Source organism: Alteromonas sp. ALT199 (assembly GCF_018619335.1).
In the GTDB taxonomy this organism is placed as follows: Bacteria; Pseudomonadota; Gammaproteobacteria; order Enterobacterales; family Alteromonadaceae; genus Alteromonas.
On the sequence record NZ_JAHHDX010000059.1, the window covers coordinates 1 to 23,468 of the forward strand.

Sequence of the window (23,468 nt, forward strand, 5' to 3'; positions counted from 1 at the left end):
TCTGGGTATAATTTAGATTTATCAAATTTAGAAAATATCATAATTTTAAGTTTGTTCGTTGTCTAGCTACTATGTATCCATGTTCACTTAAGCGCTATTTTCGATTAGTTATCTTGTTGAAGTTTTTTTGGGGGGGTAAAGGCGAAAACGCTATCTAACCAAACACAGAAATAGACACCGAATTAGCCGCTTAAGCCATTTTGACAACTTGCACTACCAAGGAGTAAGTGATGACTGAAGCAGTAAAAACACCGTATCCGCGTACGTTTTCTCATATTGGAATTTCTGTACCCGATTTAGAAGGCGCCGTGAAGTTTTACACCGAAGTACTCGGCTGGTATTTAATCATGAAGCCGACCGAAATTGTTGAAGACGATTCGGCCATTGGTGAAATGTGTACCGATGTATTTGGTGCAGGATGGGGTAAATTCCGTATTGCTCACCTTTCAACAGGTGACCGCGTAGGCGTGGAAATCTTCGAGTTCAGCAACCAAGAGAACCCTGAGAATAACTTCGAGTACTGGAAAACCGGTATCTTCCACTTCTGTGTTCAAGACCCAGACGTAGAAGGCTTGGCAGAGAAGATTGTTGCCGCTGGCGGTAAAAAACGTATGAAGGCGCCGCGCTACTACTATCCGGGTGAGAAGCCATATCGCATGATTTATATGGAAGACCCGTTTGGTAACATTCTTGAAATTTATAGCCACAGCTATGAGTTGCACTATGCAAGCGGCGCTTACGAGTAAGCGTTAGTTAATATCGCTTTTTAGGCATTGCGTTAAGCAAGTGCATAGCAAGCTTTAAATAAGCGAAAGGCGAGGGCGAAACAAGCAAAATCTTGTTTAACGCACCTCGCCTTTTTTGTTCTTTACTTGCTGATAAAACGCGAGATTTTATCCAAATTGACCGGATACATAAGGGTTGGATGCCTTTTCTGTGGCTACCGTTGTAGTGTGGCCATGTCCAGGATAAATCGTCATATCATCAGGTAGCACCATAATTTTTTGCTTAATAGAGTCGATAAGCTGCTGATGATTGCCCTGTGGAAAGTCGGTTCTGCCAATTGAGCCGGCAAATATCACATCGCCGACAATAACCCGATTGCTCGTACGCTCTACCAACACTACGTGCCCAGGAGTATGGCCGGGGCAATGTAATACTTCTAAGGTTAAATTGCCCACTGAAATGGTGTCATTGTCATTCAACCACTCATTAGGAGTAAAAGGCTGCGCGGGTGGAAAGCCAAACATCTGGCTTTGCTGCATGAGGGCATCTAGCCAGAATTTATCACCGATATGCGGACCAATAATGGGCACACCATAGTGCTCGGCAATGGCGACTGTGCCGCCAACATGGTCGAGGTGACCGTGAGTCAGTATGATTTTTTCTATACTCACGCCCTTACTTGACGCTGCATCAATAAGCTTTTCAATATCGCCGCCTGGGTCGACAAACGCACCTTTGTTAGTAGCTGGGTCCCAAATTAGCGAGCAGTTTTGGGCAAAGGGCGTAACCGGTATAACTTGAATTTCCACTGTTTAACCTTTTGATTTTTTGTTGCTTAGGGCTAAATGAAAAAGCGCAAAGTAGAGCAGTGCGCCAACAGCTAATTCACCTAATAAAAATAGCCATGCGTTCGTTGACGATTGTGCAATAGACCATGCGCAAACCACTAATGCAGCAAAGGGTATCAAACGTTTAAACGGGTTTATAGCGTTAGCGGACGAGCTTGTAGTAAGGTCAGAGTTTCGGCCATGTTCATTAAATAGCAACGAGCTTTGCGAAGAGCCCACCTGTGAAGAACTTCCATGAGAAAAAGCCTTTTGCGCTTTTATTAACACCACTACACACATTGCATATACTGCTAGCCGCGCCAGCACGCTTGAAATCGCCAGCCATACAAAACTGCCGGTAAGTGCCATCGCGCCGGCGAATAATCCAAGTACCAGTATGGATGAAGAGGGCGTAGCAAACTTGCTATGAACCTTACCTAGTATCTCGCCAAGCTTTCCGGGAATAAGAGACTGTCGTGCCATAGAAAACGTAAGCCGAGAGGTAGATATCACGTTCGCCAATAAGTTCCCGGCTACCGATACCACGGCGGTTAACGTCATTACAAGCGCTCCAGTTTCTCCAAATATCTTATTGGCAAGGGCAATAAGCGGTGCGCTATCCGGCTTAGCAGGCCCTACGGTGTGCCAGTAAAGCCACTGCACACAAAAGTAAAATATGGCGATACCTGAAACCGTAAGCATCAACGCCCGAGGAATAGTCTTTTTCGGTGAATTAGTCTCACCGCTCGTCACCACTACCGTCTCAAAACCAATAAAAGCGTAAAGCGTAAGTAAGGCACCCGCAGATATGGTGTCGAAGGCAGGGATGGTGGTAGCGGAAGAGACGGTAGAAAAGTCTACTTGCCAATAACCTATAACAATAAGCGCCACAAATGGCACGAGTTTTAGCACGGAAATAGTATCAAGCGAACGCATAGCGGCTTTAAGACCAACAATATTTACTACAATTAATGCTGTTGTCAGCCCTATGATCGCAAATGATTTGCCTGCGCCTGTATTAAGCTCTGGCCACATATAGCCAGCATAAAGTAACAGAACGTGCATATTAGCGGCAATTGCCGTAGCTCTAGCCAAGTAATACACAAACCCCGTCTGAAACGCGGCTGCATTGCCAAAGCCTTTTTGGGCATAAATTACTGGCCCGCCAGTCTCTTGATAGCGAACCGCTAACTGCCCGAAACACCATACTATGGCTAGCATAAGTGCGCCAAAGATCAAAAAGATGTAGGGGCTGAAAGCACCAAGCGCGGCGGCCATTTTAGCGGGCAGTGCAAAAATGCCTGCCCCAATAAGGCCATTTAATACCAAAAGGGCAGCGCCTATGCCGCCAATCCCTTTGGTTAAGAGACTTTTGTTTTCGCTACTCATTTAGAGAAAACTTCTTCTCCAGCCACATAGGTGGCGTGAACTTCGGTTTTCCAAATGTCTTTGGCGTCTATACTGAAAATATCTTGGTCTACCAAAATGAAATCAGCCCATTTCCCTGGCGTTAATGTACCTAACGTATCTTCCATATGCCCTGCGTAGGCTGCATCTAGCGTAAAGCCTTTAAAGGCTTGTTCAATGGTTAAGGCTTCGTGGGCATACCAGCCTTTTACCGGTTGGTTGTTTCTGTCTTGACGCGTAACCGCAGCGTGAAGACCGTAAAACGGGTTAGCAAGCTCTACAGGAAAATCTGAACCTAAGGGAAGAGCTATGCCTGAATCAAGCAGCGTTTTCCATGCGTAAGCGCCTTTCATTCGGTCTTTACCAAGGCGGTCTTCCGCCATATTTTTATCGCTGGTGGCATGGGTTGGCTGCATGGAAGGTAGTACTTTTAACGTTGCAAAGCGCGCTAGATCATCAGGTGCAATTACTTGCGCGTGTTCTATACGGTTGCGCAACTCACTGCCGCCTATATTTTTAAAGGTAGTTTCAAATTCGTTTAGCGCTACATGATTCGCTTTATCGCCGATAGCGTGATAGTTAAGCTGGAAACCCGCACCTATTACGGTGGTGAAAAGTTGGGTCATATCTTCTGGTTGAGTTAATAGCAATCCATGTTGATGGGGCGCATCTGAATAAGGTTCGAGTAATGCTGCCCCACGACTGCCTAGTGCACCATCACCATAGGCTTTCACTGAACGAATATACAAAAAGTCGTCTTCATCCCGAATTGTACCGTTACTTAACATGGTTGAAAGTTCAGGATCAGTCGCGCTCACCATTGCATAAATACGTACAGGCAGGTCACCCTCTACCGCTTCTTTTACATAGAAGTCGTAAACGTCTCTTCCTACGCCAGCATCGTGCATTGACGTAATACCATTTGCTAGTAAGTGCTCACCTGCGGCATTTAATTGCTGCTCGTATATCGCGTTACTGGCTTTCGGTAAGTGCTCTTCAATTAGTAGTGATGCGTTATCGATGAATACACCAGTAGGGTTGCCGTCGGCGTCTTTAATAATTTCACCGCCAACAGGTGACTGGGTGTCTTTTGTAATGCCAGCTAGCTCCATAGCTTTTGTATTAACCCATGCCGCGTGACCGTCAACTCGAGTAAGCATTACCGGTTTATCAGACACAACATTGTCTAAATCAGCAGCGGTCGGGAAGGCTCTATCAGACCACAACTCTTGGTTCCAGCCGCGCCCGGTAATCCAAGTTTGCTGTCCATTTGCAAAGGCGTATTCGGCAACCATTTTAGCCGCGTCTTGCGCACTTTTACTTTCTCGCAAATTCACTTCTAACAAATTTGCCCCTAAACCGAGAAGATGGCCATGAGCATCGATAAGACCGGGGAGCATGACTTTACCTTTGCCGTCTATGGTGTCATCAACAGAGGTTTTACCTTTATCTACGTTTAGTGCAACGACCTTACCTTCGTCCAAGAGAAGGTTTTTAAAAGTAGTGAGCTCACCTTTTTCATTTAAGGTGTAGCCTTTTACATTCTCAACTAGGGTGGCTGCCTCTACTTTAAGCGTAGTGGACATTGCGGCCAGTGTTGCCGCTGTAGCAAAGGTTGCTGTTAGTAGTTTTGAAAGCGAATGCTTTTTAAATGTCAGCGTAGACAATGTTGAGTTCATAGTGAGTTTCTGCCTGTTTGTTTTTCTATTCTTAGTATTAAGTCGTTCGGTTCGCTCAAATTCACTTTAAAGCATAACAGTGATATAGCACTGTTCTAAGCCTAAGCGTCTTTAAGTTCTTCTAATTCGTCAGCGTCTTCAAAGTCTAGGATAGGCGGCTGCAATAAAAAGTCTCTTTCCCAAATTTTTGCCATATTAGCTTGGCTAATGTTGCCGCCACTTATTATCACCAATGCGGTTTGTCCTTTCGGTGTGTTTGCCGCCCAAGCTGCTACAGCGGCCATCGTCATGGCGCACGTTGGCTCAATATGAAGCTTTAGTAAATGGTGCAACCATTGCGTCCAGTAGGCAATTTGTAGCTCGTCTACTTCATAAAAATCGTCAAGCTCTTGCAGTATAGGAAAAGTAACGTCGCCGACAGAAGGTGTGGCTGCGCCGTCAGCTAAGGTATTAGGCGTATGCTGCAAAGAAACTATTTCGCCTGCCTGTAGCGACATTGAAGCGTCGTTTGCTTCGGCCGGTTCTGCGCCTATAACCAAAGCATTAGGCTGCAATTCGCGGGTTGCCAGCAAGGTACCAGATAGCAGACCGCCACCGCCGCACGGTGCAAAAACTGCGTCCACATCACCTACTTCATTTAACGCTTCTAATGCCACTGTGCCTTGCCCCGCCACAATATCTTCATGGTTGAACGGCGGTATCCACACAGTGTCTGGTGCTTTTGATGCTTGCTCAACCGCTGCGTCGGCCTCTGGTCGAGTAGGGTATAACTTTAATTCTGCGCCATAGCTTTGCGTTGCCGCAGCCTTAATGGGCGATATAGTTTCACTTGCGAAAATCGTGGCGCTACAACCGTAGTGTGTAGCTGCATAAGCAACAGCTTGAGCGTGATTTCCAGAGCTATTGGCAACCACATGTTTTGGAAGGCGACCTTCCTCTTTTAAGCGGGCTAAAAAATTCATTGCGCCGCGAAGTTTGAATGCCCCAATGGTTTGTAAGCATTCTGCTTTAAACAAAATGCGATTGCCCATCCATTCATTTAACAGCGAAGATTCAACAATGGGTGTTCTTTTAACATCGCTCTTAATGCGCGCGTAAGCGTGTTTTATATCGTCGAAACTGGGGGGAGTGCTCATTAAATACCGCTCTTTTAAATATGTTTTTTTAACACGCAAAGGCTTCGTACCTTCATGTATTAAAGATAAAAAACTATACAGTGCCAGATACGCTTCGATTACGCTAGAGCCTATTCCAGATTGTGTATAAGGCAATTCATATTTGTTTCATAATTCTACTTTAGTCTGCTTGAGCACGTTTTCTGAGGTAGGCACATGTTAAACAAACTTAATCATCGTATTTATGCCCTACCTACAGTTCTATTTATCTTCCTTGCACTATTATTTGTATCGGCGGGCGTTTTTATTCAAAACGACGAACGCACCGCTCGTATTTCTAAGGCCCAGTCGGTAGCCGAGCAAGTAAAAATAAGTCTAGAGGTTTTCTCTAGCGAACGTATTCAAGCACTGCATAACCTTATGCAAAACTGGCCAACCTTTGAACCTAACCAAGTCGATTGGTTTAATGCGCAAGCCCTCTCTCTAATGGGCATGCAGAAGGGGTTTTCTTCATTAGTATTTATTGATGCTAACGGCGAGATAGCTTGGGTTGCGACTCCATCAACGGGTATTAAAACCCGCATAGACAACAGCCTGATTGGCAAGCCGATGGAAGCGCTAGGCTTAAACATATCCCGTTTTTCAGAGGGCTTGGAAAGTAAGCTTTTATATTCAGAGAATGCTAAACATCACTTTATCGTTGTAGGCAGAGCTATCAGCCCCCAAGAGCCAAAACATGGGTTTCTCGTCGCGGGCTTTGATGTACAAACTATTCTAGGCGTGATGTTAGGCGAGCTAGTGGGCCCGCAGTTTAACTTTAAGCTTCAGAGTGACAGCGAAACATTGTTCCAAAGCGGTGAGCTATTGAACGATGGCTCCATAGTAAGGCTTGAGCCATTCACCTTCTTAGAGCGAGAGTTCTTTCTTACCATGCAGTCTCAACTTAGCCCTTATAACGCGGGTTTGTTGATAATAATGATTGGCCTATTGATGTCAGCACTGGTGAGTTACGTACTGCATAAACAGCTTAAGGGTGCAGTTCACCTATCTATAAGCCATCAGCGCTATTTAACGGCCAGTGAAGCTTCACTTGACGCTCTACTTATTTATCAGCCTACAGACGGCGACTTTTCGCTTGTGGAAGCAAACTCATACAGCCGATATTTATTTCGTGGTGCCTGTGACGCATTGCGCTTTATGAGTTTGGCAGAACAAACCCGTTACTTAGGAGTGCATGGTGAATTTGAAAATGTGCAAAGTGTTGCTGCTAATGGTGTGCCTTTTGAGGCGCATCTAGCGGTAAATAGCGATAAAATAGAGCCCGAATGGATAAAAGTTCAAGTGGTAAAAGCAGGTGACAACATTGCGGTTACCATAAGGGATGTTACCGATCGTTTTCGTGCGCAACATGACTTAAAACGCAGTGAAGAGAAATACCGTCGTCTTGTTGATGGTATGCAGCGTCACTTTGTTTACACTAAAACTGTTGACCATAACTTTGTTTATGTAAGCGCGGGCATAGAAAAGATCCTAGGTTTTAGTATGGAAGATTTTTGTGCTAACGAGTCTAGATACGTACGCCAAGTACCAGACGAGACTTTTGAAATACGTCAAACCATTGCTCGAGGTGAAAAGCCCGAACCTTATGTTATGTGCTATCAAAGCAAAACTGGCGAACCGTTATCCATTGAGTTTTCTGACACACCAATAATTAACGAGCAAGGTCTATTGGTTGCCGTTGAAGGTATAGCTCGGGATGTAACCAAAGAGTTAGCGTTGCAGGAAGAAGTGAATTTTCAGGCTAATCATGACCAGTTAACAGGGCTGTTTAATCGCTATGCTTTTGATGAAAAGCTACGAGTGATTCTTGATGAAACGCATGAAAAGGCCGGTCATCAAGGCGAAGGCGTGGGTTTAAGCCAAGCCGGCTTAAAAAGCGTGGCGAGCATCAATTCGCCCCGCGCTCAGCACAAGCAAAGTGTGATGTGTTTTATCGATATGGATCGATTCAAGTTGGTAAACGACAGTTGTGGTCATCCAGCTGGCGATAAGTTACTTAAAGAAATCTCGACTATATTTCGACAATACATAAATGGGGAAGATCTACTTGCTCGGATCGGTGGAGACGAGTTCTGTATTATATTTCGCAATCAACGTTTGGACGAGGTAACACAGCACCTAGACAAACTCTTGTTGGCCATTTCAAATTACCGTTTCGTCTACGACGATAAACTGTTTTTCGTTGGTGCAAGCATTGGTGTTATTGAAATTAACGAGAACACACAAAGCGCAGAGGCATTAATTAAAGCCGCCGACAATGCCTGTTATAAAGCTAAGCACCTAGGTCGAAATCGTTATTTTGTGTTTCATGATAGCGACTCTCAAATGGCTATTGATGATAGTGAAAATGAGGTATTACATGCTCTGCATCACGCATTACAAAACGACGGTTTCGAGTTGTACAGCCAAGCTATTATGCCGCTGAATGTTCCTAAAGAAGACAAAGGCGCGCAACCGCAGCATTACGAGATTCTTTTGCGCCTCAACGCAAAAGATAATGGGCTCATCAGCCCAGGGCTATTTATACCGTTGGCAGAGCGCCACGGTTTAATGAACAAAGTTGATTTGTGGGTTGTGGAAAACACCCTTAAAACCCTTGAAAGCAATCCTGCTCATATTGATAACGTAGGTAAGGTTGCCATAAATTTATCGGGGATTACGCTCGGTGATGAAACGGCGCTGCATAAAATTTCTCAACGTATGCAAAGTACCTCGGTACCCGCTGAAAAAATCTGTTTTGAAATTACAGAAACAACAGCCGTAACTAACTTGAGTGCCGCAAAACGTTTTATTTCTGCATTGCGTGATTTGGGGTGTAGCTTTGCTCTAGATGATTTTGGTGCAGGCATGTCCTCATTTACCTACCTCAAAAATCTTGATGTTGATTACGTTAAAATTGACGGCTCCTTTGTGCGAAATATCGTTCACGATCCTATCGATCATGCTACAGTAACAGCGATTAATAATATTGCGCACAGTATGGGAAAACAAACCGTTGCTGAGTTTGTGGTAGACATTGCTACCGCAGAATTACTTAAGGAACTTAAGGTTGACTACGGCCAAGGCTTTGCTTTGGATAAACCCAAACCGCTGGCGCATAGAGTTCAATGGCGAGTTAAACTTGCCTCTGCCTGAAGGAAATAGTTATGGGTTTATTTGATACCATTATGGGTAATGCAAGCGAAACGAGTGCCTCAGACGTGCAAGAGGAGCTTGCGCCTATTCTTGCCACCAATGAGACGGTTACCTCTGCGTTTAAGCTAGTGCGCGACCTAAGTGTGTTTACCAATAAGCGTTTGATCCTTATTGATAAGCAAGGCCTTACGGGCCGCAAAGTGAACTATCACTCTATACCTTACAAGTCGATTACGCAGTTTATTGTAGAAACTGCCGGACATTTTGATACCGATGCAGAGCTTAAAATTTGGTTATCAGGAAAAGCCGATGCTGTTGAAATTGAATTAAGTGCATCGTCTGCTCAGGCAGTACAGCAGAATTTAGCAACGCAAATGTTTAGCTAGTTTCTGCATTTCGTGAAACTTGATTGTTGCTTTCAATGGCGAGCAGTGAGTGAAAAACGCTGAGTCATTTTACGGACGTAGAAAGCGTTGAAAAGCTAATGTGTAAAAACAAAGTGTAAAAACAGCCTGTAGAAACAATAGTTAACAATCAAACAGACCAAATAAAAAAGCGATGCTTTCACAAGCATCGCTTTTTGTTTGTTACAACTACCTTAGGTCATAACCCGATTAGTCTTTCAAGTTGCGGTTAAAGAAGTTTGTAATCGTCTTGTATAAGTGAATGCCCGTTTGCTTACCACGAATACTGTGCTTCTTGCCCGGGTAATCCATGGTTTCAAACGGAATCGCCAAATCTTGAAGGTGCTTGTATAGCATGGTTGAGTGCGTAAACAGTACGTTGTCATCTGCCATGCCGTGGTAAATCAAGAGGTCGCCTTTCAAGTCTTTCGCGTAAGGGAATACTGAAGATGCGGTGTAAGCATCGTCATCTGTATTTGGGTTGCCCATGTAGCGTTCAGTGTAGTGAGTATCGTATAAGCGCCAGTCGGTTACCGGCGCGCCTGATACACCCGCTGCGAAGTAATCGCCTGCTTTGAACATGGTCATTAGCGTCATATAGCCGCCATAGCTGTGGCCGTGCACGCCAATGCGCTCGGCGTCAACATAAGGAAGGGTACGCAAGAACTCTACACCTGCAACCTGATCGTCCACTTCAATAAAGCCCATTTTCTTGTAAATAGGATCTTCAAACGCTTTACCGCGATAGTTAGAGCCACGGTTATCTAATGTGAATACTACGTAACCTTGATCAACCCAGTGTTGGAACAGCAAACCACGGTTGCCCGCCCAGCTGTTTGTTACAACCTGTGCGTGCGGGCCGCCGTAAAGGTAAACAATAACCGGGTGTTTCTGCTTAGGGTTTTGCTTAGCGCTGTTGGGCGTGTAGATACGATACTTAAGGTTTGCGCCATCTTTAGTGGTAATGTCGCCAAACTCGGGTGCTGTCCAGCTGTCCATATAAGTATGTAGCGGGTGGCCTTCTTCAACTTTATTTTCTTCAAGCCAAGTAATTCGCTCGCCGCTTGCACTGTTCAAGCTTACCTGAGCAGGGGAGTTAATGGTTGAGAAACGGTCAATAAAGATAGAAGCATCTTGGCTAAAGGCTGCGCTATGGTATGCGCCTAACTCAGTTACGCGTGAGATATCGCCGCCGTTTAGCGGCACGCTGTAAACATGACTTTCTAGCGGCGTGTCTTTGCGACCAGAAAAGTACAAACGGTTGTTTGCGGTATCAATGGCTTCAACGCTGTCGACTACCCAATCACCTTTGGTTAATTGCTTAACCAGTTTGCCGTTGTTGTCGAAAAGGTAAAGGTGTTTAAAACCGTCGCGTTCAGAGGCCCAAATAAACTGGCCCTTATCCTTTAGGAAGTAAAGGTCGTTATGCAGGTTTACCCAGGTGTCGCTTGACTCTGTAAGCAATGTTTTTTCTTTTTTACTGCTTAGGTCGAACGCTCGAAGCTCTAAGGTTTGTTGATTCCGCGTTTGCCACTGGTAAGTAAAGGTGGTGTTGTTTGGCATCCACTTACCGCGAGCAAAATAAATGTCTTTATCTTTACCTAAATCAACCCAGGTGCGATCTCCAGAATCGATGTCTTGGATAGCAAGTTCAACCAATACGTTTGGCGTGCCTGCTTTAGGATATTTCTGTTCAATAAGCTTGATGTCGTCAGCATAAATTTCAGAGCGAGTAATAACTTCTACAGGGCTTTCATCAACCTTGGTAAAGGCAATTTTAGTCTCATCTGGCGACCACCAGTATCCTGTCATACGGCCCATTTCTTCTTGTGCCACAAACTCTGCCATACCAAATTTTATGTTGCCGCCGCCTTCTTTGGTAATCGCTGTCTCTTTACCTGAATCTATGTGTTTTACATAAAGGTTCTGGTCGCGAATAAACGAAATGTAGTTACCTTTCGGTGATAATTTAATATCGGTCTCAAATGCTTCAGTATCAAGAAGCTGTTTTGCGCCTTTTTCACCTAGCTTGTGGTAGAAAACATCTCCGCCTAGCGGGAATAACAATGCTTTACCATCGTCTGACCATTGATAGCTAACAATGCCGCTGCCAGATAAGCGCATACGCTCGCGGCGTGCTTTTTCTTCATCAGACAGGACTTCTTCGCCGCTTTGTAGGTCGTTTGAGTCGAAAAGCATACGAGTTTGACCGCTTTTGATATGGTATTCCCATAAATCTAGGCGTTCGTAGTCAGTTTGCTTACCTTTTAAGAAGGTTACACGTTGGCCATCTGGGGATACTTTCAATGAACGTGGCGCATTGCCATCAAGTGAAGGAGAAGAGAAAATACGCTCAATAGTGAGCGTTTCAGCGTTTAAAGCAGTAGAGAGCATAGCGGCTCCAATTAAAAGGGCTTTTTTCATTTTTATCTGCATATTTGACTGTCGAAGGTTTGATTGTAGTTATATCAATTTATGATACAAGGTGCGACGTATGAAATCCGCAATGGTGCTAGGAGCGACAGGTTTAGTAGGACGAACGCTTGTAAATATGCTGTTACAGGACAGACGATACAATGAAGTAACCTGCTTAGTTAGAAAGCCTCTTTTTTCTAGCATGTTTAACGACCCCTACAACAGACTAAAGCCTGTGGTTATGGACTTTGACAACTTACAAGACTACCAAGGTTATTTTAGTGTAAACCATGTGTACTGTTGCCTGGGGACTACGCTTAAAAAGGCGGGGTCCAAACAAGCCTTTCGCCGCGTTGACTTTGAGTATGTTCACGTTGCTGCGCAACTTACCCGCGCTCAACGAGCAGACAGCTTTGTGTGGATATCTTCGGTAGGGGCTGATGCTAAAAGCAGTAACTTTTATTTGCGGGTAAAAGGAGAACTGGAGAACGCCATTATGCGTATGCCGCAATTACCCCATGCCTCGGCAGTTCGACCTTCATTGCTACTGGGTGAGCGAGATGAATCACGAACGTTAGAAGATATTGCGCAGAAGACCGCGCCTATTTGGCAAAGCATAATGAAAGGGCCGTTAAAGAAATATCGTCCCGTTCATGCCGTTGATGTGGCCAGAAACATGATGTCGCTGCAGCGATGGCAATAAGCACAGTTAATAAGCGCTAGCAGTAAATGTCACAAGCTTAACGTGAAGCGCAAACCGACTTGGTATAAAATGCGCGCCTTTTAACGCACCAGGTAATATGACTTCCGCATGTTCCGCTGTAAACAATTCACCGTAGCGCAAGATAAATGCGCCATGAAAGTGAACACCGACAGCCTAATTTTAGGGAGTTGGGCTACGCTTGGTGCAGGGAGTAGACATGCTCCACGTATTTTAGATATTGGTACCGGCAGTGGCATTTTAGCCCTAATGATGGCGCAAAAAGCTGAAGGCTTTTATCCGCTAAGCTGCAGTGGTCTTGAGCTAGATTGCCATGGTACAGATAGTTCAAGTGCGGACAGCACTGAGAAAGACGGTCTAGAGAAAGGCAATGGAGAGAAAGACAGTACTGGGAAAGAGAGTACTGAGAAAGAAAGCATAGAGAAAGAAAGCATAGAGAAAGAAAGCACAAGTAGCTTTGTTTCATCAGGGAAAAGCCTGTTAAGTAACAACAATGATGCACCTCGAATCGATGCTATCAAAATTGATGCCATCGAAATTGATAAGGATGCGGCGACGCAGGCAGCAAATAACTTCAAAAATTCAAAGTGGGCAGGGCAGCTTCATATTCACAACTGCGATGTGGCGGGTTTTAAATCAGCTTATTTGTACGACTTAATTATTTCTAATCCGCCTTACTTTGATTCGCCAGCGAAACTTTCTAATGCATACAATAAGCAAAGCCACACTCGCTTGATGGCAAGACAAACATCTACATTGAGCCCAGACGAGCTTTTTAGCGCTAGTAGCGCATTATTGGCGGAATGCGGACAAATGTACTGCGTGTACCCAGCGTCGATGCAAGCCGACATTATCGAAATCGCTGCTGGTCATGGCTTATTTTTGGAAGCGATGCTTTATGTAAAGCACACGTCGGATAAAGACCCATACCTCTGTGCATTTCGCTTTAACAAAGTAATGAAGAATGCTGACGGCGGACATGCAGATTGCACTGCGTATGCAGACCATCAGCTTTTTACCAAAAAAGTTACGAATGAAACTGAATTGACTATTAGAGACCGCGAGGGTAATTACACAAGTGAATACAAAGCCCTTTGTCAGCCCTTTTACCTTAAATTTTAATGAGCTTACTTAAATGAACATAGTCGCAGAAGGCTTTGGCGCAATAGCCGTTGTTTTAAACTTTATTGGGTATCGCCAAACCAATGTAGACAAATATTTGCTTATTTCAGCGTTTGCCCTAAGTGCACTGAGCGCGCACTTTTTTATGCTAGACGCTATGGCTGCTGGTATTGGGACCTTGCTCGCCAGCGTGCGTAACTTTATTGCTATCAAACACAGAAGCAATGCTATTTTGTTTTTTTTCGTTGCGGTGAATCTAGGCTTCCTTGTCTATGAATGGTTTGTGCTAGAACACAGCTGGATTATTTTTATTGCCTATGCCTCGTCACTTATTTTTACCGTAGGTTCATTGGTTATTCGAGATGTGAGAACTATTCGCCAAGTATTTATCGTCGCTGAGGGGCTAGGGCTTATTTATGCCATTCTTGTGGGGAGCCTGTTTGGTACTGTATTCAACGTAAGTAATTTGTTGAGTATATTCAGTAAAATTCGTGCCGTGAAAAACAAAAATGTCGAATGAAAATCCTTTAAAGACGCTGCTGAAAAACTAAAGTTGAATAGATAAAAGCTGCCGTTTAAGTATGATCTCAAATTACTATGTATATCCTTGGCAACTTTTATTGGTCATCGGTGGTAATACAATTCCAGAGAAGTGATAAAGGAATGTAAGCAATGAAGTTAGTTAAAAATTCATCTCAGTCAGAGTGCTTCTCAGAGCTAGAAAAGATTTTTCAAACCGCAATAGATTCTGGTGCGCCTCTGAACGTTCTTGAACAGGCGCGGCTTTATCATCAAAAAAGATCCACAAAAGCTTCGCTAAAGTTAGTTAAAAACGCTGAAGCTTAATTGTAAAGCAATACGAATTACACAAATAAAAAAGCCACCCGAAGGTGGCTTTTTTATTTATATTTGATTATGAAAGCTGCTAGCTGCTTTTCTTAACCAAAACAGATACTTTTTCAATACCAGCAATTTTAACTTGGTTCATTACTTCTACCACAGTTCCGTGCTCGCTTTCTTCGTGAGCCTGAATTGCAGCTGAATCAGTGTTGTTTTCTGCTAGGTATGTCTGTGTGTTTGCAACCACACGACGAATATCAACCTCTCGGCCGCCCATCATAATTGTGCCGTCAGCATCAATACGGATAGAAAGCGCTTTAGAAGGCTTATCGTTTTTCGCTTGATTATCTTCAGGACGATTTACATCTAAACCTTTCTCTTTCACGAACGAGGTCGTTACGATGAAGAAAATCAACATGATGAACACGATGTCCAACATGGGGGTCATATCAATCTGAGCCTCGTCTTCAGCCGAGGTATGCTTCTTTCTTTTCATCTCGTCTTCTTTCTTCTGTTACGTTCGAGCCATTTAGTATACTGCTTGTTACAAAAATATACAGACTTTTGTATAAAAACAGTGTGCTCATTAACACTTGTTGTTGGAAAAATACTCAGTTTCACGGTAATTAAACAACAAACTAGGTTTGTTTGCGTGAAATAGCGACACCTAATTGGTAAAAATACAACATCAATGCCTGATTGAGTGATGTACGCAAGTTACCATGAGGATAAATGCCAAGTCTAGCTTCCGTTGATTTTTTTGTACCTTGCACCAAAAACGCATTTTTGATCTCGTGATCTTGAATGCAGGCTTCAAATGCTCGGGCAGCCATCTCCTGAGGCATAGCATAATAATACATTTTTAGCGCGCGATCAGCTTCTACGGATCGCACAAAGTATTCATTCGGTCTTTTTTGATCATTTAAGAACAATAGCGAGAAGCAATCGCTCAATTTTTGATTCAACGGATGGGCGTTCATAGGCGCGTTATCAAGCCATGCTTGTGTCGCAAAACTGCCAGCGGCAATACCGTCGAACATACGGGGTGCAATGTAGTGGTCGAAAGCGTGAAACCATTCGTGGGCGAGGGCACCGGCTCCCGCATTTTTTGCTAGCGCTAGCTGCCTTTTAGCACTGTTGTAGTGGGCACTACTGTGCTTTTGACCGCCGCTGCCAAAAGCCAGCGACAGGGATCCGTTTAAGGATAGCACTTGCTCATTGATATTTAGGATCGCAACCAGATCGTACAGCGCATCAAAAAATAAATTGGCAGCGATCTGTTGCTCTTCAGCTGTCACCCATCTGCCAACCGTTATCGTAGCGAAATTAAACAGTTTGCGAATATCTTGAAATGAAACATCTGCGCCGTCCCTGTGGCTTGGGCCATTGCGATAAAACTGTTGATGAATACGGCCTTTACTTTCCAACGCTGACATCCCATTGCAATATGTGTTTAGGCCATCGAGATAAGCAACTGCTCACACCATGCTTCGATGCGTGCATCTGTTTTGTCGTATTGATTTTCATCGTCAAGAGACAGGCCTACAAACTGAGTTTTGTCTTCGGTTAAAGCTTTAGAGGCAGTGAAATCGTAGCCATCGTTTGGCCAGTAGCCCACAATTTTACAGCCTGACGGCGAAATTGCGTCATGAAGCATGCCAAGTGCATCCTGAAACCAGTCGGCATACCCAAGTTGATCACCAAGACCAAATAGGGCAATGGTTTTCCCTGCTAAATCTAATCCGTGAACTTCCTCCCAGTGGGACTCCCAATCCTCCTGTAATTCACCAAAATCCCAGGTGGAAATACCAAATATGATGATGTCATAGTCGGCTGTACGCGTTAAGTTAACATCTTTGATGTTGTGAAGATCAACAATGTCTTCGTCAAAAAGGCTATTGAGCTGCACTTGGATTTTTTCCGCCGCCATTTCGGTATAGCAGGTTGTTGAGCCGTAAAATAACCCGATGGACAGTGCGCTATCACTCATTAGATACCTCTTTTGAACTAATCGTCTTTGGAAGCTGGGAATTCTACCTCTTTACCGTTGCTCAACAAAGCTTTGCACTGAACATCGGCGTTATTCTGTGAAATTTTTAATACACCAATAGCGCAACCGTTGAATAATTCACCATAACCCGTGCTTGGCTCCCTTGCTTTTACCGACATATTTCGACGCCTTGTGAAAAGGTTCAGGGGAGACTTGGAGCGATACAGTGCGCGGTTCAATCTATCTAGCCACTTAATTAGTCCATCCGGAAACGCGTTTTTTAACCCGCTACAGGTGAACTGGGTGATATGAGGGCTGTTACGCCTAAAGCGTAAACGCACATCGTATACGAAGGAGTAGTGAACATCGCCAGATAGAATAATGAATTCAGGGGGCGTTTTGTAATGTCTGAAGATGTTTAATATAACGTTGGCAGTACCTTTATGGGCCATCCAGTTCTCAGCATCTACGGTAAGGGCTTTACCAAAAAACGTAAACATTTTTTGAATGGCTTCGATAACTTTCACGCCATAGATAGGGGCGGCAGAGACAACGATGACAGATTCTTTGCCGATAATAGAATGCTGAAAATCGCACAGTGCTTCCCAGTCCATTAAACCTGAGGGCTTGTTCATGTTTGATTCACTACGCCAGCGCTGTGTGCGGGTGTCTAATACCTCAATAGGCGGCGTGGTATCTAAGCGATAGTGCCACTGATCAAAACCCAAAAGATCGTTGATAATCTCTTCGTGCGCGGTGAAGCCTTCTTCGCTAACAGATCCTTTTACTTTAGCAATCAGCGGCGCGACTTTTTTAGGCGCATTTCCCCAACCTTGGCAAAGCAAGTAGCCAATGAGTGCATTGCCAATCATGCGCTTCGATAAAGGATTACCATAGACTTCTTGTTCCCAACCACGGGTTAAATTCCAGTCGTCAGTTACGTCGTGATCGTCAAAGATCATGTAGGTAGGAATGTGTGCCAGCGCTCGGCGTACTTGCGGTAGCTGCTTTACGAAACCAGTAAGAGCACCGTTTTCTTTATCAAAAATGCTCAAGTACTTTTCTGGGATCCCATTTTTATCTATGGATACGTTAGTCCAAAGCGTATCGGACCACACCAGCAAGTACATAGCGATGATCTCAGCGCTGCCAATTAAGTGGTTTTGTGCATTTACCGATGTGAATACTGGCTTTTTTTTAGCGCCGAAGAAAATTGAAGACAGTACTGTATTGGTCGCTATTTGCGGAAGTAGCTGCTCACGTTCATAAAACCCAAACTCATGGGTTGCAAGTTCACTCGTATTGCTTACCACTGCCCCTTCAAGCGATTCGTGATAAAGACCTAAGCGGTCAATTACACTGTGAATGGCTTTAAGCATAGGCCCTGCTACATCATCTGCGTAAATTTGATCCCCAGTCATTAAGAGAAGATCAGGAAAGTCGTTGCCCTTTTCGAACGCATGTTTGTGCAGTACATCAACTTGCGCGAGCGCGTCGTCGTCGTGAAAGTGGGGTTTGCGGCAAGAGCCGTGTAAGATAGTTTCAGGCGTTTCTGTGTAGTGAAAGCTTGGCGCGGACTGGCCATCGTATAGTATTGAGCGCTGTTCTTTTTCCCATATGGCTTGGGCAGACGAGTCGTTAAACAACAGTTGATAGCTAATTCGCGCCCTATCTTTAAACGTCTCAGATGTGTAAAAAGAAATAAGGTGAATGAAGGCAAAAGAACCTACGCGTACGGTTTCACTCTGACACTCACCCGCTATTGCCTGGTCACAGAACGACAGTTTCAGCGATGGTGTTTCGGCGTTACTGGTGACTACCCATAAATGGCATTCAGTAGGTGTCACTTTTCTAACTATTGGCCCTGCGATGACTTGGGGCAAGTGCTGCGTAGGAATGGCTTTCTCCTTTAATAATCGATTTACTAACTGAAACTTTTCAATTCCCATATTGATGGGACTTTATTGTCTACATAGTTTCTTTCAGACGCCAAGAGAGTAGGCGCAGTGTAAATTAACGCTATAACCTTACTCTTTTTTGTGCATAAACGGTATGCTCGATATACTCCCTTACAATTTTTTCAGTTTTAGCTTTTGCTCTTGCGTTAGTGAGTCGAGAGAGGATTTCATACTATGCTTAAATATTTATCTGCTAGTGTTTTTACCGCGTTATTACTTACCGCATGCAGTGAGCCCAAAGGTGTCATTATTAGCCCAGAACCCACCGATTTGACGGAAACAACGGTAGGGAAGTGGATCCTCGATGAAGATGGAAAAGTCATGTTTGACCCACAGACATCGGGGCTTGTCGTGCTAGATGGACAGCTGGTTACGATTGCAGATGCGAGCGCGGATTTTACGCAGCAATTGAAGTTACATAGCATTTCCCCAGACACTGCAACGCTAAGCGCATCTACTGAGCGCTTTTCATTTTCAAGGGATGTGCGTCGAAGCTGCTTTTATAGCTACTTGAGCGAGCAACCAGATTTAGAAGCATTAGCGTTAGACCCCAGAGATTCCAATGTCATTTACACGGTTACCGAGGATGCAACCCGAACAGGAACCTTGAGCCCTCGTTGTGAAACCAAGTACGAAGATACAGGCTCTACTGACTATCCAACCCTGTTAGTTAAACTAACGCGAAAGGACAATGGCGATGTTGAAATGTCGGATGTACGTCCACTGCAGTTTCTTAACGATTTGGAAGTAGGAAATTTTCCAAATGACGGTATTGAAGGCCTGACTATGGCGGAAGACGGCACGTTATATTTGGCGCTAGAAAAAGACAAAGCGGGGCAGCCAAGAATCTTCACATTGTCTATCGATGAAAACTTTTTTTCATCGAGCGATTTTGCCACTGTGAGCGAACCAGACCTTCAGCTTCCTTCGTTTGCCTCGGGTAATCACCCCATAAATGGCTTGGCTTTATATACGCATTCAACAGGCGCATCTTATTTACTTGGTGCGGCAAGAAACGACAATGAACTATGGGTGATTGATACCACTGGTAGCAAGCCAACAAAGCGCATTCCCATTATCTTTGATGTTGCTGGTGACCAGAATTGCGAACAGTACACAATGGATAACTCGTCGATGGAAGGGTTGGTCACTATTGGTGATACGCTATGGATCATCAACGACCCGTGGGAAAAGAATTACTTGAAAAACGCTACCTGTGAAGCGCACAAGACGCGTTATGAAGATTTAGCGCCGCTACTATTTTCGCTGAAAATTAATGATGTTTGGTTTGAATAAACTTAACGTGTAAGCTGCGCATCTGCACCAAAAAGGGTTGCTTCAAAGCAACCCTTTTGCTGTAAGCCAATGCTGTTAAAAGCGAGCTTCATATTAACCGTATTATCTATGCATCGCTGCGAAGGCGAGAGGCAAAGGTCTTTTTGAACTTTGCAAGCTTAGGCGCTACCACCATAGAGCAATACTGGTTCTGCGGATTATTTTTAAAGTAATCTTGATGATAGTCTTCAGCATCATAGTAGTTATTTACTGCCACTACTTCAGTGACTACTGGGTCGGGCCAAATTTCTTCTTCTACAATTTCTGCAATAATTTTTTCAGCTTCAGCTTTTTGCGCATCGTCATGATAGAAGATCGCACTGCGATATTGTGTGCCTACATCGTTACCCTGTCTGTTAAGCTGAGTAGGGTTGTGTAGTGCAAAGAATATTTCTAATATCTCGCGGTAGCTAATGCTATCAGAATCGAAGGTCACCTGTACCACTTCAGCGTGGCCAGTATTTCCTGTGCATACTTCTTCATAGGTTGGGTCGGCTTTTTCGCCTCCAGCATAGCCAGAAATTGCTTTTTCTACGCCTTCAACAGTGTTAAACGCAGATTCGATACACCAAAAGCATCCGCCTGCTAAAGTGGCCACCTGTAAATTTGCCATAATAAAACCTCTCTTAATCTTTGACTGTAGTGTGGGTGCGCGTAGGACACAACACAAGTCATCCAAGCGTGTTTTTTTATCGTATAAATGAATATTAAATAAGAATAACGTGCGGGTTCGGAAAAAGGATTTAACCTAAGCGATAAATCTATTATATCGAAGTGCGTTGCTACATATGACAAAACGAATAATGCGTTCTAAATTTTGCAGAGGTGTTCAGTAGTGATTATTTTTTATGACGGTTATTGCCCCTTGTGTTTAGCAGAAATGCGTCATTTACGTAAAAGAGATAAGTACAACAAACTAACCTTGGAAGACATTCAGGCGCCCGATTTTTTAAGCCGCTATCCAAATATGGACTGGCATGCGCTTAACGCCAGAATTCACGGGCTTCGAGAGGACGGTACATTAATAACCGGGCTTGATGTCACGCACGAAGCGTGGAAAGCTGTGGGAATGGGCTGGATTTATGCGCCGCTTCGTTGGCTTGGCATCCGTTATGTCGCCGATGCTTTCTACAACGTATTCGCAAAACATAGATACACCATTTCTTACCTTTTAACGGGTAAAAAGCGCCAGTGTGCTCGGTGTGTACCAGGAGATCTAAATGGAAAATAACGTGCTTATTGTGGGAGCATCGGGCGGTATAGCGTCTGCGCTTATTGAACAATATCGCAGTGAAGGTGCAAAGGTATTTGCGGTAAGTCGGGCAGCTGCAACTGAAATTAGTCAAATACAGAGCGTTTCGTATCATCAACTTGCTGAACAGGATGATAAGCACATTAGCGAGTTTGTAGCGCAGTTAGCTGAACAGCAAATTGTGTTAAATACGGTGGTAATAACAACGGGTTTTTTGCATCGCGAAAACGATGGTATTCACCCCGAGAAACGTTTAGAAGATGTGAGTGAACAAGCATTAGCAGCTTATTTCGCGACAAATAGCATTATTCCCGCAATATGGCTCAAGCATTTGGTTAATGTTATGAGTAAAGAAGGGTCGACCCTAACTTGCTTAAGTGCAAGAGTAGGAAGCATATCAGACAACGGGCTTGGCGGTTGGTATGGTTACCGTGCATCGAAAGCGGCGCTCAATATGTTTGTTAAAACAGCGTCGGTAGAATACAAGCGCAGATTAAAGGATGTCATGCTCGTCTGTTACCACCCTGGCACGGTCGATACTGGACTTTCTAAGCCTTTTCAAAAGAATGTTGCTGCTAAGAAATTATTCACTGCTCAATTCACTGCTAAACAACTAATTCAGCACGTATCAAAGCTAGATCGAAACCAAGCTTGCCATTTTATCGACTGGAATGGCGAAGTGGTAACTTGGTGATACGGTCTAACATCATTTCAGCTAGTTCAACATCAAGACTTTTTATTTCACTGCTGTTACCATGCTATTTTGGGAATGGTGCAGCGTATTGATACGCCCATAGAGGTAGCAATACAACGCGTTGACGCCACACGTGAGTCATAAAAACAAACGCCATCCTGATAATAAATAAAACCAGTTCGCACGGCTTGATTCCAATGAGTATCAAGCGTGAACAACAAGTACAAATTGTGAGTGCAAAAAGTGTTTGTTCTATACAAGGCTAATTTGTATGTCACAAGGCGTGATAAGCGAACTGCTATAACAATAACTCAACAAGAGGAAGGGATATGAGCGGGGCCAGAGAACAGTTCGGATCGCGCATAGGTTTTATATTGGCTGCTGCAGGCTCTGCAGTGGGCATTGGTAATTTGGTAGGTTTTCCAGTTGGTGCAGCTAAAAATGGCGGTGGTGCATTTCTTTTAATGTACGCTATCTTCGTTTTTGCAATTTGTTTGCCGGTAATGTTGGCTGAAATGTCAGTGGGCCGCCATGCTAAAAAAGACCCGCTGGGTGCATATAGCGATATAAGTGGTAATGAAAAGAAATGGAAAGTTGCAGGCTGGTTAGCTATTGCTACACCGTTTATGATTGCCGTTTTTTACATGGTTATAACCGTGTGGCTTTTTGGTTACCTATTCGAAGCGGTAAGCGGAAATCTAGACAAGCTAGCTAACCCAGAAACCTTTGGTCTGTTTATTAATTCAGAAGCCATCTTTGTATATATGGCGGCCGTCGTTGGAGTGGTTTACCTAATCCTTCAGGGCGGGGTAAAAGAAGGGATAGAAAAAGCGGCAAAGCTGCTTATGCCTGCACTTTTTGTGATGCTTATTGGCCTTGTTATCTTCGTACTAACCCGCGAAAACGCGATGGCCGGTGTTGAGTTTTATATCATTCCTGACTTTTCAAAGATTACAGCCGATGTTGTGAATGGGGCTTTATCACAAGCATTTTTCTCTCTATCGTTGGGTATGGGTATTCTTATCACCTACGGCAGCTATATCGATAAGCGTGCAGATGTGCCGAGCGCTGCAAAGCTGGTTGCGTTAACCGACACTGCTGTGGCCTTTACCGCAGGTTTGATGATTCTTCCTGCCATATTCTCTTTCAACCCAGATATTAACCCTGATGAGCTAAGTGAATCGTCAGTAGGTATGATTTTTACTTATCTGCCTAGCATCTTCTTAGCACTACAAGATTCGATTGGGTATATGGGCGCATCAATAGTCGCGAGCTTATTTTTCTTACTGGTGTTCTTTGCGGCAATAACTTCTTTGGTTTCTATTTTCGAAGTACCGGTTGCAGCACTGATGGACGAAAAAGGCGTAAGCCGTAAATGGGCGCTCGGCTCTTTAGGTAGCATTATGATTGTGCTGGCAATTTTAAGTGCTTTGTCGTTTGGTAAAGTTGATATGCTGACATCATTTATGCACTACGCCGGCGCAGATAAATCGCTTTTCGACGTGATTTACGATGTGTTCTACGACACTATTTTGCCGTTAAATGGCCTGCTAATTTGTTTGTTTGTTATTTACCGCTGGAAGAGTGCAAACTTCAATGCCTCTTTGGAAGAAGGTAGCAGCGGCTACAAAGGAAGCTGGTTTGAAAAGTACGTGGACGTTTCTTTGAAGACGTTCATTCCACTTATTTTGCTCGTGATTTTTGTAAATACCGTCGCGGTGAAATACTTCGGGCTGAGCCTTTTTGGTTAATAAGGTTCACTACAAAGAATTACTGAATTTGCAGCGC

At 44.1% G+C, this 23,468-nt stretch carries 21 protein-coding genes; 11 read left to right on the plus strand and 10 right to left on the minus strand.

Annotation, left to right across the window (positions count from 1 at the left end; translation table 11 throughout):
* Positions 1-230 precede the first annotated feature (230 nt).
* Positions 231-746 carry a lactoylglutathione lyase family protein gene (locus KL866_RS06275; protein WP_214994084.1) on the plus strand — a complete coding sequence of 172 codons (516 nt, stop codon included), beginning with the start codon at positions 231-233 and terminating at the stop codon, positions 744-746.
* A gap of 147 nt (positions 747-893) precedes the next feature.
* Here the strand turns inward: KL866_RS06275 and KL866_RS06280 are convergent, their stop codons facing one another.
* From KL866_RS06280 to KL866_RS06295, 4 genes are all read right to left on the minus strand, one after another.
* A complete protein-coding gene (locus tag KL866_RS06280; RefSeq protein WP_214994086.1) occupies positions 894-1,535 on the minus strand; it encodes an MBL fold metallo-hydrolase in 642 nt (213 codons plus the stop codon).
* 3 nt (positions 1,536-1,538) lie between these two features.
* Positions 1,539-2,942: an APC family permease gene (locus tag KL866_RS06285; protein ID WP_214994088.1), complete on the minus strand. Its 1,404-nt coding sequence runs from the start codon at positions 2,940-2,942 to the stop codon at positions 1,539-1,541.
* A complete protein-coding gene (locus KL866_RS06290; RefSeq protein WP_214994090.1) occupies positions 2,939-4,639 on the minus strand; it encodes an amidohydrolase in 1,701 nt (566 codons plus the stop codon). Before KL866_RS06290 ends, KL866_RS06285 begins: the two co-directional genes overlap by 4 nt.
* Positions 4,640-4,740: 101 nt before the next feature.
* Positions 4,741-5,775, minus strand: a complete 1,035-nt coding sequence (locus KL866_RS06295) for a serine/threonine dehydratase (protein ID WP_214994092.1) — start codon at positions 5,773-5,775, stop codon at positions 4,741-4,743.
* Positions 5,776-5,970: 195 nt separating this feature from the next.
* On the opposite strand from KL866_RS06295, the gene KL866_RS06300 reads away from it, so the two are divergent.
* Positions 5,971-8,949 (plus strand): bifunctional diguanylate cyclase/phosphodiesterase, encoded by a 2,979-nt coding sequence (locus tag KL866_RS06300; RefSeq protein WP_214994094.1) that lies wholly within the window; start codon positions 5,971-5,973, stop codon positions 8,947-8,949.
* 11 nt (positions 8,950-8,960) lie between these two features.
* On the plus strand, positions 8,961-9,335 hold the full coding sequence (locus KL866_RS06305; RefSeq protein WP_025253999.1) for a PH domain-containing protein: 375 nt from the start codon (positions 8,961-8,963) through the stop codon (positions 9,333-9,335).
* Positions 9,336-9,563: 228 nt separating this feature from the next.
* Here the strand turns inward: KL866_RS06305 and KL866_RS06310 are convergent, their stop codons facing one another.
* Positions 9,564-11,777: a S9 family peptidase gene (locus tag KL866_RS06310; protein WP_214994096.1), complete on the minus strand. Its 2,214-nt coding sequence runs from the start codon at positions 11,775-11,777 to the stop codon at positions 9,564-9,566.
* 70 nt (positions 11,778-11,847) lie between these two features.
* On the opposite strand from KL866_RS06310, the gene KL866_RS06315 reads away from it, so the two are divergent.
* The 4 genes from KL866_RS06315 (at position 11,848) to KL866_RS06335 (ending at position 14,457) form a co-directional block, all read left to right on the plus strand.
* Positions 11,848-12,471, plus strand: coding sequence for an NAD(P)H-binding protein (locus KL866_RS06315; protein WP_214994098.1), 624 nt, complete (start codon positions 11,848-11,850; stop codon positions 12,469-12,471).
* Between the two features lie 108 nt (positions 12,472-12,579).
* Positions 12,580-13,611 carry an RNA methyltransferase gene (locus KL866_RS06325; protein WP_285801309.1) on the plus strand — a complete coding sequence of 344 codons (1,032 nt, stop codon included), beginning with the start codon at positions 12,580-12,582 and terminating at the stop codon, positions 13,609-13,611.
* A gap of 13 nt (positions 13,612-13,624) precedes the next feature.
* Complete coding sequence (locus KL866_RS06330) at positions 13,625-14,131, plus strand: YgjV family protein (RefSeq protein ID WP_025254003.1); 507 nt, start codon at positions 13,625-13,627, stop codon at positions 14,129-14,131.
* 152 nt (positions 14,132-14,283) lie between these two features.
* Positions 14,284-14,457, plus strand: coding sequence for a hypothetical protein (locus tag KL866_RS06335; protein ID WP_155852383.1), 174 nt, complete (start codon positions 14,284-14,286; stop codon positions 14,455-14,457).
* A gap of 79 nt (positions 14,458-14,536) precedes the next feature.
* Here KL866_RS06335 and KL866_RS06340 read toward each other — a convergent pair whose 3' ends face one another.
* From KL866_RS06340 to KL866_RS06355, 4 genes are all read right to left on the minus strand, one after another.
* On the minus strand, positions 14,537-14,947 hold the full coding sequence (locus KL866_RS06340; RefSeq protein ID WP_025254004.1) for a biopolymer transporter ExbD: 411 nt from the start codon (positions 14,945-14,947) through the stop codon (positions 14,537-14,539).
* 142 nt (positions 14,948-15,089) lie between these two features.
* Positions 15,090-15,878, minus strand: coding sequence for a CLCA_X family protein (locus KL866_RS06345; RefSeq protein WP_025254005.1), 789 nt, complete (start codon positions 15,876-15,878; stop codon positions 15,090-15,092).
* 26 nt (positions 15,879-15,904) lie between these two features.
* Positions 15,905-16,441 carry a flavodoxin FldB gene (fldB, locus tag KL866_RS06350; RefSeq protein WP_025254006.1) on the minus strand — a complete coding sequence of 179 codons (537 nt, stop codon included), beginning with the start codon at positions 16,439-16,441 and terminating at the stop codon, positions 15,905-15,907.
* Between the two features lie 17 nt (positions 16,442-16,458).
* On the minus strand, positions 16,459-18,324 hold the full coding sequence (locus KL866_RS06355) for an isoleucyl-tRNA synthetase (RefSeq protein WP_025254007.1): 1,866 nt from the start codon (positions 18,322-18,324) through the stop codon (positions 16,459-16,461).
* A gap of 249 nt (positions 18,325-18,573) precedes the next feature.
* On the opposite strand from KL866_RS06355, the gene KL866_RS06360 reads away from it, so the two are divergent.
* Positions 18,574-19,695, plus strand: a complete 1,122-nt coding sequence (locus tag KL866_RS06360; RefSeq protein WP_214994100.1) for a hypothetical protein — start codon at positions 18,574-18,576, stop codon at positions 19,693-19,695.
* 106 nt (positions 19,696-19,801) lie between these two features.
* Here KL866_RS06360 and msrA read toward each other — a convergent pair whose 3' ends face one another.
* Positions 19,802-20,347, minus strand: a complete 546-nt coding sequence (gene msrA, locus KL866_RS06365; RefSeq protein WP_025254009.1) for a peptide-methionine (S)-S-oxide reductase MsrA — start codon at positions 20,345-20,347, stop codon at positions 19,802-19,804.
* A 222-nt stretch (positions 20,348-20,569) separates the two neighbouring features.
* Between msrA and KL866_RS06370 the strand changes: the two genes are divergently transcribed.
* The 3 genes from KL866_RS06370 (at position 20,570) to KL866_RS06380 (ending at position 23,431) form a co-directional block, all read left to right on the plus strand.
* Positions 20,570-20,965 (plus strand): thiol-disulfide oxidoreductase DCC family protein, encoded by a 396-nt coding sequence (locus KL866_RS06370; protein ID WP_214994102.1) that lies wholly within the window; start codon positions 20,570-20,572, stop codon positions 20,963-20,965.
* A complete protein-coding gene (locus KL866_RS06375) occupies positions 20,955-21,680 on the plus strand; it encodes an SDR family NAD(P)-dependent oxidoreductase (protein ID WP_025254011.1) in 726 nt (241 codons plus the stop codon). Before KL866_RS06370 ends, KL866_RS06375 begins: the two co-directional genes overlap by 11 nt.
* A 329-nt stretch (positions 21,681-22,009) precedes the next feature.
* A complete protein-coding gene (locus KL866_RS06380; protein WP_214994103.1) occupies positions 22,010-23,431 on the plus strand; it encodes a sodium-dependent transporter in 1,422 nt (473 codons plus the stop codon).
* The last annotated feature ends 37 nt before the right edge of the window (positions 23,432-23,468 follow it).

Bases quoted from the DNA above. Each gene is read 5' to 3' on its own strand.
- KL866_RS06380 (WP_214994103.1), top strand. From the start codon at position 22,010: ATGAGCGGGGCCAGAGAACAGTTCGGATCGCGCATAGGTTTTATATTG.
- KL866_RS06275 (WP_214994084.1), top strand. From the start codon at position 231: ATGACTGAAGCAGTAAAAACACCGTATCCGCGTACGTTTTCTCATATT.
- KL866_RS06325 (WP_285801309.1), top strand. From the start codon at position 12,580: ATGTTCCGCTGTAAACAATTCACCGTAGCGCAAGATAAATGCGCCATG.
- KL866_RS06315 (WP_214994098.1), top strand. From the start codon at position 11,848: ATGAAATCCGCAATGGTGCTAGGAGCGACAGGTTTAGTAGGACGAACG.
- KL866_RS06330 (WP_025254003.1), top strand. From the start codon at position 13,625: ATGAACATAGTCGCAGAAGGCTTTGGCGCAATAGCCGTTGTTTTAAAC.
- KL866_RS06340 (WP_025254004.1), bottom strand. From the start codon at position 14,947: ATGAAAAGAAAGAAGCATACCTCGGCTGAAGACGAGGCTCAGATTGAT.
- fldB (WP_025254006.1), bottom strand. From the start codon at position 16,441: ATGAGTGATAGCGCACTGTCCATCGGGTTATTTTACGGCTCAACAACC.
- KL866_RS06300 (WP_214994094.1), top strand. From the start codon at position 5,971: ATGTTAAACAAACTTAATCATCGTATTTATGCCCTACCTACAGTTCTA.
- KL866_RS06335 (WP_155852383.1), top strand. From the start codon at position 14,284: ATGAAGTTAGTTAAAAATTCATCTCAGTCAGAGTGCTTCTCAGAGCTA.
- KL866_RS06375 (WP_025254011.1), top strand. From the start codon at position 20,955: ATGGAAAATAACGTGCTTATTGTGGGAGCATCGGGCGGTATAGCGTCT.
- KL866_RS06310 (WP_214994096.1), bottom strand. From the start codon at position 11,777: ATGAAAAAAGCCCTTTTAATTGGAGCCGCTATGCTCTCTACTGCTTTA.
- KL866_RS06295 (WP_214994092.1), bottom strand. From the start codon at position 5,775: ATGAGCACTCCCCCCAGTTTCGACGATATAAAACACGCTTACGCGCGC.
- msrA (WP_025254009.1), bottom strand. From the start codon at position 20,347: ATGGCAAATTTACAGGTGGCCACTTTAGCAGGCGGATGCTTTTGGTGT.
- KL866_RS06305 (WP_025253999.1), top strand. From the start codon at position 8,961: ATGGGTTTATTTGATACCATTATGGGTAATGCAAGCGAAACGAGTGCC.
- KL866_RS06360 (WP_214994100.1), top strand. From the start codon at position 18,574: ATGCTTAAATATTTATCTGCTAGTGTTTTTACCGCGTTATTACTTACC.
- KL866_RS06285 (WP_214994088.1), bottom strand. From the start codon at position 2,942: ATGAGTAGCGAAAACAAAAGTCTCTTAACCAAAGGGATTGGCGGCATA.
- KL866_RS06290 (WP_214994090.1), bottom strand. From the start codon at position 4,639: ATGAACTCAACATTGTCTACGCTGACATTTAAAAAGCATTCGCTTTCA.